This is a genomic window from Flavobacterium ustbae, from assembly GCF_003946915.1.
In the GTDB taxonomy this organism is placed as follows: Bacteria; Bacteroidota; Bacteroidia; order Flavobacteriales; family Flavobacteriaceae; genus Flavobacterium; species Flavobacterium ustbae.
In genome coordinates, this window is the sequence record NZ_RPOC01000005.1 from 24,901 (window position 1) to 41,976 (window position 17,076).

At 32.6% G+C, this 17,076-nt stretch carries 17 protein-coding genes, 1 tRNA gene and 1 pseudogene; 15 read left to right on the forward strand and 4 right to left on the reverse strand.

All coding sequences use genetic code 11. The features are described from left to right. Positions 1 to 296: 296 nt before the first annotated feature. From EG814_RS08780 to EG814_RS08800, 5 genes and pseudogenes are all read left to right on the forward strand, one after another. On the forward strand, positions 297 to 737 hold the full coding sequence (locus EG814_RS08780; RefSeq protein WP_125720981.1) for a KTSC domain-containing protein: 441 nt from the start codon (positions 297 to 299) through the stop codon (positions 735 to 737). Positions 738 to 998: 261 nt separating this feature from the next. Next, positions 999 to 1,760 (forward strand): DUF4369 domain-containing protein, encoded by a 762-nt coding sequence (locus EG814_RS08785; RefSeq protein WP_125720983.1) that lies wholly within the window; start codon positions 999 to 1,001, stop codon positions 1,758 to 1,760. Positions 1,761 to 1,778: 18 nt separating this feature from the next. Next, a pseudogene (locus EG814_RS08790) lies at positions 1,779 to 2,165 on the forward strand (TlpA family protein disulfide reductase); the annotation flags it as partial. Positions 2,166 to 2,598: 433 nt separating this feature from the next. Further along, positions 2,599 to 2,682 (forward strand) — tRNA-Tyr (locus EG814_RS08795). Between the two features lie 289 nt (positions 2,683 to 2,971). Beyond that, on the forward strand, positions 2,972 to 4,279 hold the full coding sequence (locus EG814_RS08800; RefSeq protein ID WP_125720987.1) for a site-specific integrase: 1,308 nt from the start codon (positions 2,972 to 2,974) through the stop codon (positions 4,277 to 4,279). A 355-nt stretch (positions 4,280 to 4,634) separates the two neighbouring features. On the opposite strand, the gene EG814_RS08810 is transcribed toward EG814_RS08800, so the two are convergent. Continuing rightward, a complete protein-coding gene (locus tag EG814_RS08810; protein WP_125720989.1) occupies positions 4,635 to 4,907 on the reverse strand; it encodes a MerR family transcriptional regulator in 273 nt (90 codons plus the stop codon). Between the two features lie 15 nt (positions 4,908 to 4,922). Then, a complete protein-coding gene (locus EG814_RS08815; RefSeq protein ID WP_125720991.1) occupies positions 4,923 to 5,210 on the reverse strand; it encodes a hypothetical protein in 288 nt (95 codons plus the stop codon). A 378-nt stretch (positions 5,211 to 5,588) separates the two neighbouring features. On the opposite strand from EG814_RS08815, the gene EG814_RS08825 reads away from it, so the two are divergent. Continuing rightward, positions 5,589 to 6,473, forward strand: a complete 885-nt coding sequence (locus EG814_RS08825; protein WP_262699910.1) for a TraG/TraD/VirD4 family protein — start codon at positions 5,589 to 5,591, stop codon at positions 6,471 to 6,473. A 511-nt stretch (positions 6,474 to 6,984) separates the two neighbouring features. Further along, a complete protein-coding gene (locus tag EG814_RS08830; RefSeq protein WP_125720996.1) occupies positions 6,985 to 7,458 on the forward strand; it encodes a hypothetical protein in 474 nt (157 codons plus the stop codon). A gap of 35 nt (positions 7,459 to 7,493) precedes the next feature. Here EG814_RS08830 and EG814_RS08835 read toward each other — a convergent pair whose 3' ends face one another. Together EG814_RS08835 and EG814_RS20990 are read right to left on the reverse strand one after the other, a co-directional pair. Next, complete coding sequence (locus tag EG814_RS08835) at positions 7,494 to 9,449, reverse strand: hypothetical protein (protein ID WP_125720999.1); 1,956 nt, start codon at positions 9,447 to 9,449, stop codon at positions 7,494 to 7,496. Between the two features lie 633 nt (positions 9,450 to 10,082). Further along, positions 10,083 to 10,256, reverse strand: a complete 174-nt coding sequence (locus EG814_RS20990; protein WP_164515295.1) for a hypothetical protein — start codon at positions 10,254 to 10,256, stop codon at positions 10,083 to 10,085. A 344-nt stretch (positions 10,257 to 10,600) separates the two neighbouring features. Between EG814_RS20990 and EG814_RS08840 the strand changes: the two genes are divergently transcribed. From EG814_RS08840 to EG814_RS08870, 8 genes are all read left to right on the forward strand, one after another. Continuing rightward, a complete protein-coding gene (locus tag EG814_RS08840; protein ID WP_125721001.1) occupies positions 10,601 to 10,873 on the forward strand; it encodes a hypothetical protein in 273 nt (90 codons plus the stop codon). A 56-nt stretch (positions 10,874 to 10,929) separates the two neighbouring features. Beyond that, positions 10,930 to 11,211: a hypothetical protein gene (locus EG814_RS08845; protein ID WP_125721003.1), complete on the forward strand. Its 282-nt coding sequence runs from the start codon at positions 10,930 to 10,932 to the stop codon at positions 11,209 to 11,211. 75 nt (positions 11,212 to 11,286) lie between these two features. Beyond that, positions 11,287 to 11,691 carry a hypothetical protein gene (locus tag EG814_RS08850; RefSeq protein ID WP_125721005.1) on the forward strand — a complete coding sequence of 135 codons (405 nt, stop codon included), beginning with the start codon at positions 11,287 to 11,289 and terminating at the stop codon, positions 11,689 to 11,691. A gap of 49 nt (positions 11,692 to 11,740) precedes the next feature. After that, positions 11,741 to 12,640 carry a hypothetical protein gene (locus EG814_RS08855; RefSeq protein ID WP_125721007.1) on the forward strand — a complete coding sequence of 300 codons (900 nt, stop codon included), beginning with the start codon at positions 11,741 to 11,743 and terminating at the stop codon, positions 12,638 to 12,640. Further along, on the forward strand, positions 12,630 to 12,776 hold the full coding sequence (locus tag EG814_RS20995) for a hypothetical protein (RefSeq protein WP_164515296.1): 147 nt from the start codon (positions 12,630 to 12,632) through the stop codon (positions 12,774 to 12,776). Before EG814_RS08855 ends, EG814_RS20995 begins: the two co-directional genes overlap by 11 nt. A gap of 724 nt (positions 12,777 to 13,500) precedes the next feature. Beyond that, positions 13,501 to 14,508 carry a hypothetical protein gene (locus tag EG814_RS08860; RefSeq protein WP_125721009.1) on the forward strand — a complete coding sequence of 336 codons (1,008 nt, stop codon included), beginning with the start codon at positions 13,501 to 13,503 and terminating at the stop codon, positions 14,506 to 14,508. 21 nt (positions 14,509 to 14,529) lie between these two features. Beyond that, on the forward strand, positions 14,530 to 15,147 hold the full coding sequence (locus EG814_RS08865; protein ID WP_164515297.1) for a porin family protein: 618 nt from the start codon (positions 14,530 to 14,532) through the stop codon (positions 15,145 to 15,147). Positions 15,148 to 15,178: 31 nt separating this feature from the next. Further along, positions 15,179 to 17,020: a hypothetical protein gene (locus EG814_RS08870; RefSeq protein ID WP_125721013.1), complete on the forward strand. Its 1,842-nt coding sequence runs from the start codon at positions 15,179 to 15,181 to the stop codon at positions 17,018 to 17,020. Positions 17,021 to 17,076: the final 56 nt, after the last annotated feature.

The window sequence follows — 17,076 nt, forward strand, 5'->3', positions numbered from 1 at the left end:
TATATATTAAGTTCGCAAAGCTTTATTAATACAAAGCTTTGCGAACTTTTCATTTTTAAATGATTCTCAAAAAACTTTGCGCACTCTGCGTAAAAAACTTGCTCCCGATAGCTATCGGGATTGCAGTAAAAAAACACTCCACTAAAACAATTAACGTTTTAATAAACCAACTTTACCGATTATTTTTTGCATCAAAACTAAAAAGTTAAAAAAAAGTGTACCTTTGCAAAAAATTTGTCGATTTGAACTAAAACAAAACGATTTCAAACTAATAGACAAGTAGTTACCTTTTATTTATGAAAAAAATAGTTGAATACCGCAAGTTACTAAACGTAGAAAAAACTGCAGAGTTAAAAGATTTAAAGACAATTTATCGTAATGCGATGAAAGAATCTCATCCTGATAAATTTGTAGGTGATGACGCTGGTTTAAAAGAAGCAGAAGAAAAAAGCAAAACGATCATCGAAGCTTACCATTTCTTAGTAAGTATTCACCCTGATACTATCAAACTTAATTTACCTGAGTACACAGAAACAATTTCAACTTGTTCTATAACAGATTTTAAATTTGTTGAAGGACGTTTAATTATTGACTTTTCTAACGGAAGTGTTTACGAATACATTAGTGTTCCAAAAGCAACTTACGTTAAAATGGTAAATGCAGATTCTCCTGCAAGATTTGCAAAAAGACATATCTTAAACGCTTTTACTTGGAGAAAGAAAACAAACCAAGAATAGTTTTTACTACTAAATTTTATAAAAAAGCACTCCATTAAACGAGTGCTTTTTTTATGCTCAAAATTCAAATATTTGAACACAGATCGTTTAAATAAGTTTCCTATTAAGATCTTTTGATCAAATTAAGCCAACAAACACGCTGATTTTAGGCATTTTAAAGCAAAAAAAACTATAACAAAATTTTAGGCAGCAAAATTCTGTATGTTTTATATTTTTAGATACTTTTGTTGCACAAATCAATTAACTAATTAATTTTTTATAATGAAAAAAATACTTTTTGTACTTACAGCTTCTGCAGCTATCATTTCTTGCAGTAAAGTTAAAGATGGAGAATACCTTATTACTGGTACTGCTACAGGAATTGAAAATGGAAAAACTATTATCTTACAAGGTCAGGATCCTGCTACAAGAATGCCACTTTCTCTTGATACAGTAAAAGTTGAAAACGGAAAATTTGAAATAAAAGGAAAAGTTACAGAACCAGCTTTTCATACTTTAATATTACAAGGTGCAAACGGACCTATCCCATTTATTCTAGAAACTGGAGAAATTAAAGTTGCTATTGATAAAGATAGTATCCATAAATCTAAAATCTCCGGAACTTACAACAATGACGAGTATGTAACTTTCATGGAAGATATGAATAAAACTCAAAAAAGTTTAATTGATTTCCAGAAAAAGAACAACGAAAAAATGAAACAAGCTCAACAAGCACAAGATACAGCAACTATCAATGGCTTGATGAAACAATACATGGAAATTCAAAAAGAAGTACAAGAAGGAAGCAAAAAGAAATATTTGGCTTATGCTGAAAACCATCCAAAATCTTTCATTACAGCTTTAATAATTCAAAGTTTATTGAATGATCCAACTGCTGACATGAAAAAATTGGAAAGCCTTTACAATACTTTGGATGAGTCTATAAAAAATACTGCTCCTGGAAAAGAAATCAAAACTAGATTTGGTCAAGCAAAAATGCCATCAGTTGGTGCAACAGCTCCAGCTCCAGGCAGCGCTAAATGAAGAGCTGATTTTTCGGCTCCAAATCCAGAAGGAAAAGTAGTTTCGCTTAAAGAAAGCATGGGCAAAGTAACAATCGTAGATTTCTGGGCTTCGTGGTGCGGACCATGTAGACAGGAAAATCCTCATGTTGTCGCTTTGTACAAAGAGTTTCATTCTAAAGGATTAAATATCGTTGGGGTATCTTTGGATAAAGATGCTGCAAAATGGAAAGAAGCTATTGCAAAAGATGGCTTAACTTGGACTCATGTTTCGAATCTGAAATTTTGGGAAGAGCCAATTGCAAAACAATATAATGTTGAAGCTATTCCAGCAACTTTTATACTTGATGCATCAGGAAAAGTGGTCGCTCAAGATTTAAGAGGTGACGAATTGAAAGCAAAAATCAAAGAATTGCTAGCAAAATAATTTTATTTTGAAATAATAGAAAAATCTCCCTTGTGGAGATTTTTTTGTTTTATATCCTCATGAAACTTAACAGTGAAAATTTAGAAAAAAAAGTTTAAAAAAATTAAAGAGAGCTATTTCAAATATTATTATCAGATTTTTTTTCGGCTATATTTATAATATTTCACAAATACATCAATAAAAACAGCACTTAACGATTTTATTAATCCCTAAATCTAAAATAAAAAGCACAAATACAACATGAGAATATTCTTATTTTTAAAGACAAATTTAAAAAAACTTCAATTTAGCAGATTTTTATTTTATTCAATTCCAGCGAATTAAAAAATAACTTTAAAATAACTTAAAATTAAGTCATTTTTTTGTTTGGAAATCTAGAAAACGTTGCTATCTTTGCCACCGCTAAGAACAACTAAGCACAATAGCTGAGATCGGGGAGATACTCAAGCGGCCAACGAGGGCAGACTGTAAATCTGCTGTGTGAACTTCGCAGGTTCGAATCCTGCTCTCCCCACCAAAAGGGTAAAAGAAGCGAAAACGAAAGTTTTTCAATCTTTTCAAAAGCCCGAAAAAAACGTGGTAAAGCCTGCAAATCGTAAGATTCGCAGGCTTTTTGTTTTTACTGCACTTTTCATATTTTTTAAAACTGCACAAAATCTTTGTGGCAAAATCGTGGCAAAAAAACCACAACAGAAATTTTGCCACAAATTTTAAAGCAATCCCTTATAAATAAAGGGGTTAAAGAGGTTAACGACTTGTTTTTTTACAGCTATAATTCTATATTTATTAATCTAAAAAACTGAATTATGTTAGAGAACAGTTTTGGGATGGCATTTTTTTTAAAAACCGCCCACAAAGGAAGTAAAATCAGAGCAGTTCATCTTAGAATTACCGTTGATGGCATTACTAAGGAAACATCAACCAAAAGAAGATGGGACTTCACCCGATGGGATCAAAAGACAGAACGCGCCCTCGGCACCAAAGAAGATGCCAAGTCTTTAAACTACTTTTTGGATTCATTGACTTTTAAAATCCATGAAATTAAAACGGAGATTATTCACAGCGGAAACCCCATAACTGCCGAAAAAGTTATGGATCATATCTTGGGAAGAGTAACACCTCGAGTAAAGGTGCTGGAAGAATTCCAAAAACATAATGATGAAATGAAATCATTGCTTGGAAAAGGTTATGCAAAAGGAACTCTGGATAGGTTCACTATTACTAAAAATCATTTAACCGCATTTATCAACTTTAAGTTTAAAAAAAATGATGTCGAATTTTCGGATTTGAGTCTTGAGTTTGTAAAGGACTTTGAATTTTATCTTAGAACAGTTCGGGAATGCAGCAATAATACAACTCTGAAATACATTGCAAATTTTAAAAAGATTGTAATCCGAGCCATTGACAATGAAATTATCAGTAAAGACCCGTTTAAAAACTTTAAGGGACGAAAAACAAAATTGGTAAAGAAACCTATTACCACACAGGAACTATATGAACTGGAGAGACATTGTTTTACGACAGAAAGACTTAATGTCGTAAGGGATGTGTTTGTATTCCAATGCTACACAGGACTGGCGTATGTCGATGCATATCAGTTAAAAAGAAAAGATATCAAAGAAGGAATTGACGGCAATCTCTGGATAATGTCCGAAAGACAGAAAAACAATTCTTCATTTAACGTGCCTCTGCTTCCCCAAGCATTAAAGATAATTGAAAAATATAAAGACCACCCGCTCTGCCTTCAGCGCGGTACGGTGCTTCCAGTCTCTTCCAATCAGAAAATGAACGAGTATCTGAAAGAGGTTGCCAATTTATGCGGTTTTTCTTTTGCACTGACCACCCACGTTGCGCGCCGTACTTTTGGAAGTACAGTCACCCTGAATAATAACGTTCCGATAAATGTAGTAAAAGAACTGCTGGGTCATGCATCTGTCAAACAGACCGAAGCATATGCCATTACAGAACAGGCAACGATTGGCCGTGAAATGTCTATTCTAAATAAAAAACTCAATAAGAATGAGGCTAGAATATCTAAACCAGACATAGCTGCGCTCAACAGACTAGAAAAGGAAATACAAGCTATCAAAAAGAAATACAACATTTCTTCTTGATCAATAATTTCAAGATATAATTAATTAAAAAAAGGGATTATCTCAAATATCTTGAGATAATCCCTTTTTACATAGTATTACTTCGCTTTTATAGCCTGGATCGTAAGATGGTTTGTATTTAATGTATCCAAAATCCTGTAGCTGTTTGAAATATTTATGATAAGTCGGCAGCGTGTTCACGTGCGATAACTCCATAATCTTACTGCGGCTGACTTTTATCCTCCTTCTCTCCCCCTGTCTATACCCTAATCCTAATATGGCTGTTAAAATTGACAGATGCCAGACATTAAGTTTAGGATCATTGATATACATTGACAAGTAATCCATAATATGCTTTTTTTTTAACCCATTATTATTATTTTTCATCATCAAAAAGTTTTTGAAGATCTTCTTTGTTGTAATAATAGGATCCAAGCACTTTCTTAAAACGCACTTTCTTGGATATCCTAAGATTCTGGACTGAACCGGCAGATATATCAAGCAGTTTTCTCACTGACTTGCTTTTAATCCATAAAGATTCGGTAGTATCTTTCACTGGTGGAATTGCTTGTGAAATCAGTGTACGCATGGACTCAGTCAGCATCAGTCCAAATTGTCTTAAATCGTCTTTTGTTAGAAAATCTTCCATACTTCTAAAATTATATTATTCTACATGAAAATAGATACTGCTTCTTTTATTTTTATTTTTTGTAGGAACATAGACTATGTATCCATAAGAATCCAGTTCCTTCATACATTTATGATAAGTCTTTGGAGAAACCACTTTAGCGATATTCTGAATTTCTAGACTGTAAGCCTGTATAGGATTGATAAAGTCTTTAGTGGCACGAAACTGAAGCAGTGCAGCAAATATCGCGATATGGGTCGTTCCGATCCGAAAGTCATTTTCAATAGCTTGAAAAAAAATGGTTGCGATTTTAATACTATCCATAGTATGGCTTTTATTGCTCAAAATTTAGGTGTCAACTTTTTCGGAGCTCGTTCAAATTGCATGTCAGATTTCTTTACCTGCTGGACTTTACAGCCACTTTGTAACTCCCTCAAACTAATCTTCTGCATCCTGTCATTATAAAACGTGAGTGTCTTAAAACGCGGATTTGCTTCTAAAAAAACCTTCATTTCTCTCCCTTCAATAAGCAGTACCGCCTCTTCACGTCTACCTTTTTTTAAAGAATTTGCAAGGGATTCAAATGAGTCGTCGTCATCACCTTTAAGTGGAAGGGTATTTAACACATTGCTGAGATTAAACTTGTAAGCTTCTGGATATTCGTGCAAGCGGTAGTTATCCAGTTTATCTTTGTCATAAAAATTGAATTGTTTCCGCGCCTATCTGAACAATGTCATGGAGCAGCTTGAGGGGCAAATCGCTTCCGCTAAGATTTCCATGGCACGATTGTCCAGTGCGCAGCTTTATTATGTACTCTCCGGGAATGATTTTACGCTCGATATTAATAATCCTGCAGATCCTAAGCTAGTCTGCATGGGAAACAATCCATTGAAAATCCAGACTTACGGTGCTGTGCTTTCCCTTTTTGTGAGCAGGCTCATCAAGCAGGTAAATCAGAAAGACAGGCTTAAAAGCAGCCTGATATTTGATGAATTCCCTACCATTTATCTCAACAATATGGACAGTCTTATAGCTACAGCAAGAAGCAACAAAGTAAGCACCTGTCTGGGGATTCAGGACTTCAGCCAGCTGCGCAAAGATTACGGCCGCGAGCAGGCAGATGTCATACTCAATATCACCGGGAATATCATCAGCGGTCAGGTGAACGGCGACACCGCCAAACAGCTTTCTGAACGTTTTGGAAAAATAATGCAGGAACGTGAAAGCCTTTCAATTAACAGCTCAGATACCTCGGTCAGCAGGTCAAAACAATTGGAAGCGGCAGTTCCGGCATCTAAGATTTCCTGCTTAAGTTCAGGGGAATTTGTCGGCATGACTGCCGACAATCCTGACTGTAAAATTGAACTTAAAACATTCCATTCCGAAATAATAAATAATCATAATGAGCTTAAAAAAGAAGAGAATTCATATCAGCAGATCAGTCCGGTACGGATCATAAATAACACCATGATTGAACGCAATTATCTGCAGATAAAAGATGATATAGCTGAGATTGTAAATTCAGAATTGGAACGTCTTTTACATGACCCGGCATTGTCTCATTTAGTAATCAAAAAAAAGAAATAATCTTTTCACACATTCAATATTCACTTGCCCCCACCCCACTTTGTAAATAATTTTGGAAATGAAGTACAAAGATAAAATACGACATTTCGAAATCAGTCCTCCGACACAAGAAGTATGATTGACAGAATGGACAAAGAATACCGACACGCATGTCCTAGCTTTTAGTAAATTCTTCCGTAGTGGATTTGAAGAGTTAAATCATATTAAAAATTGTTTTTACTGCTTAGTATTATTTCAGAACTATCATTTCACGACCAATTGTTGCAGTGTTAGAAAAATTTTAATAAATTTTCACATTCATCTCATGCAAAGTTAGTTGAATACACTTTTTCTCATGTCATTATTTCCGACATCTCCAAAACGTATGCTTAGTAATACTCTTCCAAAAAAAATGCGGAACCATTGTATCCGCAATTAATTTTGATTCAAATTTACGGGCATTTTTTACAAAAGATTTATAACATTCCAACGCTTTATCATTACTTTTAGCTTTTTAAAAAACCAAATAAATATGCTGGATGCATTATCAAATCTTATTCAATTATCAGAGATCAAGGATTTTAAAACGACCATAAATCGTGAACAGGTTATTCAATCAAAAAATATTATAAATAGCAAACCTTCCTCAACAAAAGCTTTGTTCGTAATTTTATGCGCTATGAACCTAATCAATGCAGCTATAAAAACTAAAGAATTCAGAGGAGAAATTTATTATGGTATGCTCAAAAAGCATGTATCAAAACTTTTAGTATATGTTACAGATAATCACAACATAAAATTTGATGCACAAATTTACATTGACAAAGTGCAAAATTGCGTTTACATAGAAGTTTATGATCTTCAATTTAGTTTTCATAATATTACAATTTATGATGAATTAAATTGCTACATAAACTCTCCTAAAAATACGAAAACAGTGTGGAAAGAAATACAATTACAGAAAATTGCTGGCGAATTACTTACTTACGCACTTAGCGCTAAGTAAAATATAGTCCTTCCAGTACATTAAGTTACATGGTATTATTTTTCTATATTTAGAGCAATTTGCAAATCATCTTCTATCTTCAGAATAACTAAAACCAGCAATTTTAAATAGGAGAAATATGCATATTCATGCTTTTGAATCTCTTCAGGATTTGCCTGTGTTCCGTGCAGATAGCTATTTCGCAGTTCTAGCCCATTTGTAAATTCTTTTTTATTAAGAAAATAGTTAAAATAAGATTGTTCAGATTTTGAAAACAGTGAACTATCAAAAAATAAAATTTTCTCATCCACCATTCTTAAAACCTCATTTTGAAGTTTTAAAGAATATCTGTGATATGATGCAAATTCATTTTCATATAAATCTTGAAGTATAAGCAGTCTTTCAATATTCGCAATTTCTAGAATTTCATTATCTGTAACTTTGAAAAAATCTTTTTCTATCAAGAAATCGATTTGTTGTTTTTGGTATTGCTCAAAATTGTTGTAATTCAAATTTTCATTTAACGCTAGCCTAAAGAAATTTTTATAGTTTTTTTCCGCGAAAGGCTCCACGTAATTTAAAAATGACTGATCTGAAAATAATAAACTTGAACTATAACCCATTTCTTTATTATCGGAATTGAAATAAATGTATTTATTACTATTTAGACTTGGTATATCACTAATCACTGTAGGTACTGAAGATATCTGTAAAAGTTCAAAATCGATAAATCCATCTTCAACATAAAGTTTAAACTGTTTTAGTATTGACTCAAATTCTGGCGCAAGCAACCTTACTTTTTCAAAATAAGAATTTGTAGCGGATGGTATTAGAAAACGAGCATTTTCTGCAAAACCATATTTTTCTCTGAAAAAGGCTGTAAAAGTTAAATGCAAAATATCTTCCAACGTTGTATTTAGCCCTTTAACAATTCTACTATATCCGTAAATTTGAGCTCCTGAAGTCATTTCTGATAAGGAAAAGGCTGTTCCCGTTCTGTACTCGTTTTCTGAACGGACTCCCATTAATTCTTCAAACAGCACACGCTGATTTTTCTTGCTTACTAAATTTATTCTCCACTGATTATCAACAAACCCAAAAAGATCTCTAAAATTTTGAAATAATACATAAGGGGTATCGTTTTTCTTAATAAAATTTAGGCTATATTCATAATGAATAACATGTTCATCATCAAAATAGGCATTTATAATATTGGCTGTATCATCGGGAAAGCTAACTGAAACACCATATTTTATAGAAGAATTATTAACGAACAGCTTTTCAGTTTCTTTTTTGTTTAATCGTTTAGCCTTCAGTTTTGTTCTATCTGAAATTTTAAATTCTGCCTTATTTCTAACATTTTGAATTAGCGCAAGGTAGTTGAGATTTATAACATCTGAATCTAAATATTTTAAAATTATATTTTCTTTATCTACAACAGTTAGCTTACTAGGTATAAAATATTGTCTATCGCGATTCTGTTTCTCAGCTTCATAGTGGGTCAGTAAAATTTCAGCTGCTTTTTCATAATCTAGAAGAAAGTTTTTTAACTCTGCACAGTAATAATCAACAAGTGGCTTATGAATTAAAATTTCAGTAATCAAGTGTGGTTTTATATCAAGAAGAGCTCTAAAAGTTACTTTTGATATTCTTTTAAATGTACTGTGACTACTTACAATTTCCCAAAATGACTGTGTATATCCTAGCTGAACACTTTCATATAAAACCATAGCATTTATCTCATTTATACCAGCGAAAAATTGCCCAACTTTATTTCCATATTCATTAGTTTTCTCTTTAAAATTGTCTAAATCTTCTATAGTCCAATTTTTTAAGTACAAATCATTATCGAAATATTTTTTTAAGTGATAAAGTTCTAAAATATCATTTATGTCATTGTAACTAGTTTTTATTTCACTTTTCAAGATAGACTCACCTTTTAAAAGTTCACGAGATCCAGCCAAATCTTCCCTGGAATAAAAATGTACACGGTTAAAATCACGTTTATTCATACTTGTTATAAATGGTTTTTATTATTAAATAGGCTTAAGAGCAAAATATTCTATTAATCATCAACTTACATCATATAAGTCTTCATTCGGACAAACTTAACAAAATTAAAACTCTGATAAGTACGGAAAACCTTATTCTTAATTCAATAGATTTGTTGATTAAAATCAAAAAATCTTTTTTTTTACACAGCTTAAAATGCTTCTTTTAATTTGAGTGTAAGCTCCACTGCCTGATCAAATCCTGAAGCGGTAAAAAAGTTCGAGAATCTCCAGAAGATAATCCAGATTCTCCCTATTTCTCAAAATCTGCTTGTGGTCCGCCAGATTCTTTCGGTAAGACGAATTATTTCCCGAAATCCTGTCTGGTCGTAGGCAAAATTATTATTCGAAGCGCTGCGAATAACAGAAGCTGAGAGCCTAAGGATCCTTTCAGGCTCATAACGTAGCATATGATTGAGTAACATCATAAAATAATAGCCGGTATGCGATGCCATGAAACCATGCTCAATCTTCACAGATTCTGTCGCTGCAGATTCACAAATTAGGATAATTCACATTTGCTTTTGAAAAAAGTAAAAACTCAGTAGTATCAAGATCTGGGTAATTTAGATTCAAATGGTTATGTGAGTGATTTTAGTGTTCTTTACATTGAAAATCATTAACTATATAAACTCCAGAAGTCTCTTTTAAATTTTTATAAGATGCGTGATACGTCAGTCCAGAATTTAAATAGAAATTACCAACTGAGATGTCTTTAAAAATCTTTTCAACTTCACTTAATTCATCTTGAATAAACAATTCTTTCATGTGTGAATTTTTATAACCGATAGGAATATATAGTTTACTGTTTTCAATATCTTTAACCGAGATAATATTTGGTGCACGATATAATATTTTTATTGGTATGTTAGATAAATGAAGTTGAAATCGTTTGAAGCGTCATCAAGCTTTAAAAATCCAAATGGTTTTGACTTATCAATTGTACTGTCTCGATCGTATTCATTTACGTCTCTTATTCGAGATAAATCTAAAACATTATCTGCTGCTAATAGCGTTTCGAATGTTATTGGATTCTACATCCAGATTCTAATGACAAAATGCTTCAACAAAGACGTAATAAATTTATCAAAAGTTATAAAATCCGGCGTAATTTGAAAATACTAGAAAAAGAAAAGCTTTTACAAGATGAAAGCATACACAAAACAGAATTTGAACAACAATGGTATTTTAGTCTGGAAGATATGACAGAGTATTTGCAGGAAGATTTATCAGAGATTAAGAACTTAAAACTTCCTTTATTAATCGGCGGGAAAAGAAAAACAGTTAAAACAGCCACTTTCGAAGACATAGAAAAAGGACGTAAAAAAGAAGAGCTATCAGACTTTAATAAAGCACTTCTAAAAGCTAGACATTTTAAGAAATGACAAATAGTTGGAAATCAAAGAAAAGTTTATACCTTTGTAAGGTAAACCAGCTAACTATGAGTGAAGACAAAATTACAAATCTTGAAAATAGGATAGATACTTTAGAGTACAAAATAGATAAAATCATAAGTACATTAAAAAATGTAGCTCCCGCCTTGGATAGCAATTTTAAGGAAATAAAAGAGCACTTGGAAAACTTAGAAACCAAAATAGATAAACTTGATGGCTCTACTGAAAAAGGGTTTGAGGAAGTTAAATGGGAACTTAAAAAGATTCAAGATGTAACAAGATATGCAGATGAATATTTAAATATTCCTTCTACACAAGGTCAAGCTTAAAAATGCAGTAATATAAAAATCAAGCCTCTTTAACCAGAGGCTTTTTTATTTGCTATATTTGAATAAAAAACAAGTATGGAAATATTTATAGGTGTTGCGGGACTTATAATTGCTTGGCTAACATTTCAAAAGACATTCTACTCTAAACCTGATGAAGAAAGGAATAACCTTCTAGGCACTTTCCTAACTACTCAAAAACTGCATTTAGAAGTTCAGTCAATACTTCAAAAGTATATTGACGAGAATAATGGAGCTGAACATTTTATTTATCCTGATATAACTTTTCAACATTTGTTGAATATGTACAAACAAGGTTTTGAAAAAGATTTATCTGATAAAGTTTATCAAGATTTGAAAAATAACCAAATTTATACTAAAAGCAATATTGCAACATTTCAAAAATTGATTGATAAACAGCATAGTGATTTACTCATGTTTCGTAATCAATTATTATTTTTAACTCCACCCACAAAAAACTAGAAACACAAAATCTAGTGTAAAATGGGTATACTTACCAAATTTTAAATATATGTCAAATATATACTGGCCGGTCTATAAAAATTTAGAATTGGGAGTTCTTAATTTAAGTTATTCGATTCATATAGACGATAATCAATTAAATGTATATTCTTCGCAAATTTCAGATCTAATTTTAAGAGCATCAGCAGAAATTGAATCGATATCAAAAGAATTATACAAATCCAACGGTGGCCTAAAAACATCAAAAATAAAATATGACTCCGATGCACTTGAGCACCTTAATAATCTTTGGAAACTTGATTTAAAGTCTGTAATTGTAACGTCAGTAAACTGCTTTCAAACATTGAAAGAATTAAAACCATTTATAAAAAATGAAACTAGTACTTTTCACAATGGAATAACTTACACTTGGAATAACTCATACCAAAATTTAAAACATGATAGAGCAAATTCATTACGATTCGGCAATTTAAAATATCTTTTTGATATAATGTCGGCTTTATATATCTTAAATCTGTATTACAAAAATGATACGGTTTTATTGTACAATGATGGTGGTGGAGTAAATTTCCCTTCGAATATGGGATCGGATTTATTTTCAGTAAAATTACATAAATGGTCTCTTTATGATGAAAATCTTAACTATAAAAAAAGAGTTGATTTTGATGAGTGTTTATATTTCACACATTACACAGAACAGACAATTGAAAATATAAAAAATGCATACGCCAAGGACCTACAGGAAATGAGAAGTTCAATCCTACATCACCCCAAAGCAATGGAATATCTAAAAAATAATAAAGTCGAGGAAATCTTGGATGAAGAGCTAATGAAGAAAATTTTAGGAGACGAAGAATACTTACATTTCACTATTAATAACTCTGCAAATCAATTAGAAGCAACAAAATATTATCATTGGCAAGCATCATTGAACAAAAATGATTTTTAAAACTTTTAACCTACAGTCTGTAGTAGTTGGTACAGAATATAAGTATCAAAATAAAAAACAAATCTATCAAAAATCTGATCTTACCGTTCTTGATGTTCAGATTCCTGCTTCAAACGAAAAAGTAATCCGAAGATAAGTGGAAAATAGTTCTGAAGAAAACAGTATTTCGATTTTTTATCCCCAAAAAGCTTTGGACGTGTTACTAGATCTGCAACAAGTCACTAAAGTGTATTTTGCCATCATTTTTTTAAATAAGTTAATGGAATAATCATTGCACAGTACTTTTAGCATAATTAAAAACTCAGCAAAATTAAGTTCTGCCGAGTTTAGGGTTGTATACCAAAAATTATCCAAAATATGACCAGTTGGAGTTTTGTGGCAAAATCGTGGCACATTGTTTTTTGGTGAACAAAAAACTCAGCAAAATCAGGGATTAACAAGCTTAGGTTCGAAACTGTATACGAGTTCAATTCTTGTTTAAAAGCGATTCGAATTAACATCAAAAAACAAATCCCAGCACATTAACGGCGAAGGACTAATTGAGCTTCAGATTCGCATGAAACTCTTATTTCTATTTTCTCATGTTCAATTTTTTTCGAAAACCGCTTTCGCATACTCTACTATTAACTACTGTTCCAGTGAGAAATCGGTTTATTTCTGTTAGAAATATAACTTGGTCAAAAGGAACTTCAAAAATATTTAAAAGCTTTTTCCCTTTTATCTAAAATCCAGCTACAATCATTTCTATTGCGACTTTTTTCAATTTATATCACAAAATCATATTGTTAATTTGTTATTTTTTTTTATTTTCGCAACAAAAATTTAACTTTTTTTTATGAGTTTATAATTAAATAAATAGTATGAAATTTCTCAAAATTATATTTTTAACCGTTTTATTTTTTCAAAATTTTCTTTCTTTTTCCCAATCAGAGAAAGAGATGGAGGCTATTGCTAAATATCAATTAGGTGAAGAGGCCTACAGTAACAATGAATTCGACAAAGCTCTTGCTTATTTAGAACAAGCTAAAGCTATTATCGGCAACAAGCCTAAATTATTATATTTAGAAATTGTAGTGGAAATGGACAAGGGGTTTAGTACTTCAGAACGGGTTAGAAATATATTAAAAAAAATAGAGGCTTTTGAAAAATCAGCTGGAATTGATAGCTACTCACCAGATAAGAAAATGGCTGTCGCCAAAAATAAAATTCTGCTAAAAGAGAAATTAAATGATATGACGCTGCAAGAACAGAAACTAGCAGCACAAAAACAAGAACTTGAAGTCAATATTAAAAAAGGACAAGCAAACTTTGAAAGCTTCACAATAGACGAACTTCCTTTGGGACAAACAATAGAAGAATTTCAAAAACAATATCCAAATATTCTGCCTGAGAATTACAAAATGTCTAAGACAAAATGGGAATCAGGCACTGAGGCTGATCTTATTTATGCTTGCCATTCTAAAAGCATTGGTTTTGAGAACAAGGAAAATTTTCTATTGCCTTACAATTCATCTACAGGGGCGCCTATCTATGACACCACTATTCATTTAGTACTAGTGAAAAACGGCAGAGTTGTTGGATTTCAGAAAACGATTTTTTACTACAACAGCAAAGGGCAAGGTATTTTAACTTACTCAGAGGCTACTGCGGAGGTTACTAAATACGTAGAAAAATTTAAGGCTGATTTTGAATCATATGGCAACAAATCAACCGATGCCATACCTTATTATAATTACCAAAACCAATGGAGCTGGGTTATTTCAGATACTAAGGGAGTACATTTGTACAGTGACAATTACGTAGACGAAAAAAACCCAAAAAGATGGAAGAGCTCCCTTACAGTGCGAGTATTCAAAGACTATAAATAAATTTAAAAAACAATTATGATTATGATGAGAAAACTACTTTTAGCCGCTATGTTGACGGTTTCGACATTTGCATTTTCACAAGGTGAACTTTTTGGCACAATTGGAATGACTAAATTTAGCGAAAAAGACAACGGACAGAAATTTGAGGACCACAAAGCCACATTATCAGGTAAGCTCGGATTTACTTTCTGGATACCTTTTGAAGACGCACGATTTTCAATCAATCCAGGAATAACTTATGGAAACATGGGAACCAAATTTAAGGGTTCAAACGATGATACTACTGTAACAATAACACTTGGATATGTAAGCGTTCCTGTTGATTTTGTGTACAAAATCAAGCCTATCGGAAGCACTTTCTTTTTCTCGGGAGGTGGTTACTATGGCTACCTCACTTCAGCTGAAACTCAAGATGGAGAGTTAAAGATAAACGATGGTGATTATTCATACAAAAGAAGTGATTATGGTGTTAATGTAGGAGCTGGATACTTTTTTGAAAATGGCATCACATTGCGTCTAACCTATTCAAAAGGTCTTGCCAATATTATGAATTATCCAACTGGTGTTGATGGTAGCCACATAAAAAATTCAAATTTTGGATTATCGGTCGGTTATATACTATTTAAAAAGAGAATCTAATAGAATTCTTAAAATCAATACTGTTTGAATCATGAAAATACTTCCGCCAATCAAATTGCACATAGCTTTTCTGTTATGTCTGGTATTAAATTTATCAGCACAAAACAAATCTGCAACAAAGAATTTTCTTTGGGAATTAACCTTGCCAACAGATATGGACCGAGGACCTATGCGAATTGGTATTGGCGGAAGCTATTATTTTGAAAGGGAAACAATTGGTCCAAGGCACTACGCCAATCTGCATATTTCATTTTCAAAAATGAATTTTCTTGGCAATGGGATCCCAGCTTACAAATATAACGGAACAGCTTATCTTGCCAATGCCATGGACGCGATAGATGGTCTTGGCGCTTCAGGATTTGACAAACTAGCGGTAACTTCCATAAATATGAAGATTCAGGTACTTGCTGCACAAGCCAATTTGGGAGGTTCAAATCCTTTTATTTCAATAGGAGCAATAATGGGCGAAACAAACAGCGTTAATCATGCTGCTGAAATTTCAAAAGAAACCAATTTAGATCATCTCGATTTAATGTGGGCAGGCTCGTTTATTACCAATCTTAACTGGAACAATTCATCAGACTTAGAAGCCAGAATTCGTAATCTAATAAATTCACAGCAAAATAAAGAAGACTACAAAAATGTAATACGACAAGCTGATAATGCATTTAGCAGAAACAATCTTGAGGAAGCTAAGAGTTTATATGGACAGGCTCTCAGATTAGTTCCAAAAGAAAGTTATCCTGCTACACAATTGGCTAAAATAGAACGTGCGCTAGCCGAAAAACAAAAAAAAGAAGATATTGTCAAAAATGAAGACACTACTGTTGAAAGCTCTAACAATCCAGAAGCCGCAGGCCCTGTAGTTAAAACACCTCGCCAACAAACACCTGAAGAAATCAAGCAGGCAAAAAATCAGGAAATTCAGGCAAAAGCAAATGCTCAGATGGCTGATATTAGACAGAAACAGGAAGCTGCAAAGCTATTAGAAGCCGATTTTGTAAGCAAGGCCAGCAATTTATCCCAATCTTTCAGTCAGGGAAATGCGGCATCAAGCTCTGCAGAAGCCATGAGGGAGGCTGGTTTGGCAGATAAAATTTTCAATTCAATTGATGATATCAATCAGGAATATAGCAGACAGATGCAGATTATAGAACAGGAATCCAATAATTATGCTGCCGCTAAAGCCGCTTCAGTCTCCAGTTATTTAGATGCTACATCAAACAGAGGTTCTCAATATGATGCTGCCATAAACGGAAGTATGAAAGCACTTGGAGGCCTTATAAGCCAAATCAAGGCTGATAAAATAGAACGAGAAAACAAAGAGCGTCTACGCGAAGAAAGAGAAGCCCAATTGGCTTTACTGGAAAGCAAAAGAAAAGCGGCCTTGTTTGGTATCAGACAAAAAATGTTTGAACTTTTTCCAGAAGGCAGATTGCCTTTGGAATCAAATAATGTAAAACAAAGCCAAGTATATGTATTTGCCTTCATAGCCGATAAAAATGCTCTCCTGACGCAAGAAGTGTGTTCCATAGCCATTAGCAATGTCATAGCGGTTGACAAACTAGACGATGGAAGTTTCCCTTATAAATCTGCATTTGCAAATAATCTTAAGAAATTCGGTGTTGGCAAAGTCAGCATTGTAGGCTACTATTTATATCAGGCTGATGCTGAAAAAATGCAGAGCTCCTTTCTTGGACTAGCATCAAAAAGCATTTTGCAGATTAATCAATTTAGTTATGGTGACGAATCTATGAAAAAAGGTGCCAAGACAGTAAACCCAAATGATTTTTGGGAAACTGGCAAAAGCAATGATACAGCGAAAGCTAAAAAAACAGAAGCGAAAAAACAAGAAAATTTTTGGAATGATTAGCCATTTATCTAAGTAATAAATCATGATTATAACTTAATTTAAAAACGATTCATTAT

Coding starts and splice junctions, on each gene's coding strand:
- EG814_RS08860 (WP_125721009.1), top strand. CDS start 13,501: ATGAAATTTCTCAAAATTATATTTTTAACCGTTTTATTTTTTCAAAAT.
- EG814_RS08800 (WP_125720987.1), top strand. CDS start 2,972: ATGTTAGAGAACAGTTTTGGGATGGCATTTTTTTTAAAAACCGCCCAC.
- EG814_RS08810 (WP_125720989.1), bottom strand. CDS start 4,907: ATGGAAGATTTTCTAACAAAAGACGATTTAAGACAATTTGGACTGATG.
- EG814_RS08835 (WP_125720999.1), bottom strand. CDS start 9,449: ATGAATAAACGTGATTTTAACCGTGTACATTTTTATTCCAGGGAAGAT.
- EG814_RS08815 (WP_125720991.1), bottom strand. CDS start 5,210: ATGGATAGTATTAAAATCGCAACCATTTTTTTTCAAGCTATTGAAAAT.
- EG814_RS08850 (WP_125721005.1), top strand. CDS start 11,287: ATGGAAATATTTATAGGTGTTGCGGGACTTATAATTGCTTGGCTAACA.
- EG814_RS08845 (WP_125721003.1), top strand. CDS start 10,930: ATGAGTGAAGACAAAATTACAAATCTTGAAAATAGGATAGATACTTTA.
- EG814_RS08870 (WP_125721013.1), top strand. CDS start 15,179: ATGAAAATACTTCCGCCAATCAAATTGCACATAGCTTTTCTGTTATGT.
- EG814_RS08785 (WP_125720983.1), top strand. CDS start 999: ATGAAAAAAATACTTTTTGTACTTACAGCTTCTGCAGCTATCATTTCT.
- EG814_RS08780 (WP_125720981.1), top strand. CDS start 297: ATGAAAAAAATAGTTGAATACCGCAAGTTACTAAACGTAGAAAAAACT.
- EG814_RS08865 (WP_164515297.1), top strand. CDS start 14,530: ATGATGAGAAAACTACTTTTAGCCGCTATGTTGACGGTTTCGACATTT.
- EG814_RS20995 (WP_164515296.1), top strand. CDS start 12,630: ATGATTTTTAAAACTTTTAACCTACAGTCTGTAGTAGTTGGTACAGAA.
- EG814_RS08830 (WP_125720996.1), top strand. CDS start 6,985: ATGCTGGATGCATTATCAAATCTTATTCAATTATCAGAGATCAAGGAT.
- EG814_RS08855 (WP_125721007.1), top strand. CDS start 11,741: ATGTCAAATATATACTGGCCGGTCTATAAAAATTTAGAATTGGGAGTT.
- EG814_RS20990 (WP_164515295.1), bottom strand. CDS start 10,256: ATGAAAGAATTGTTTATTCAAGATGAATTAAGTGAAGTTGAAAAGATT.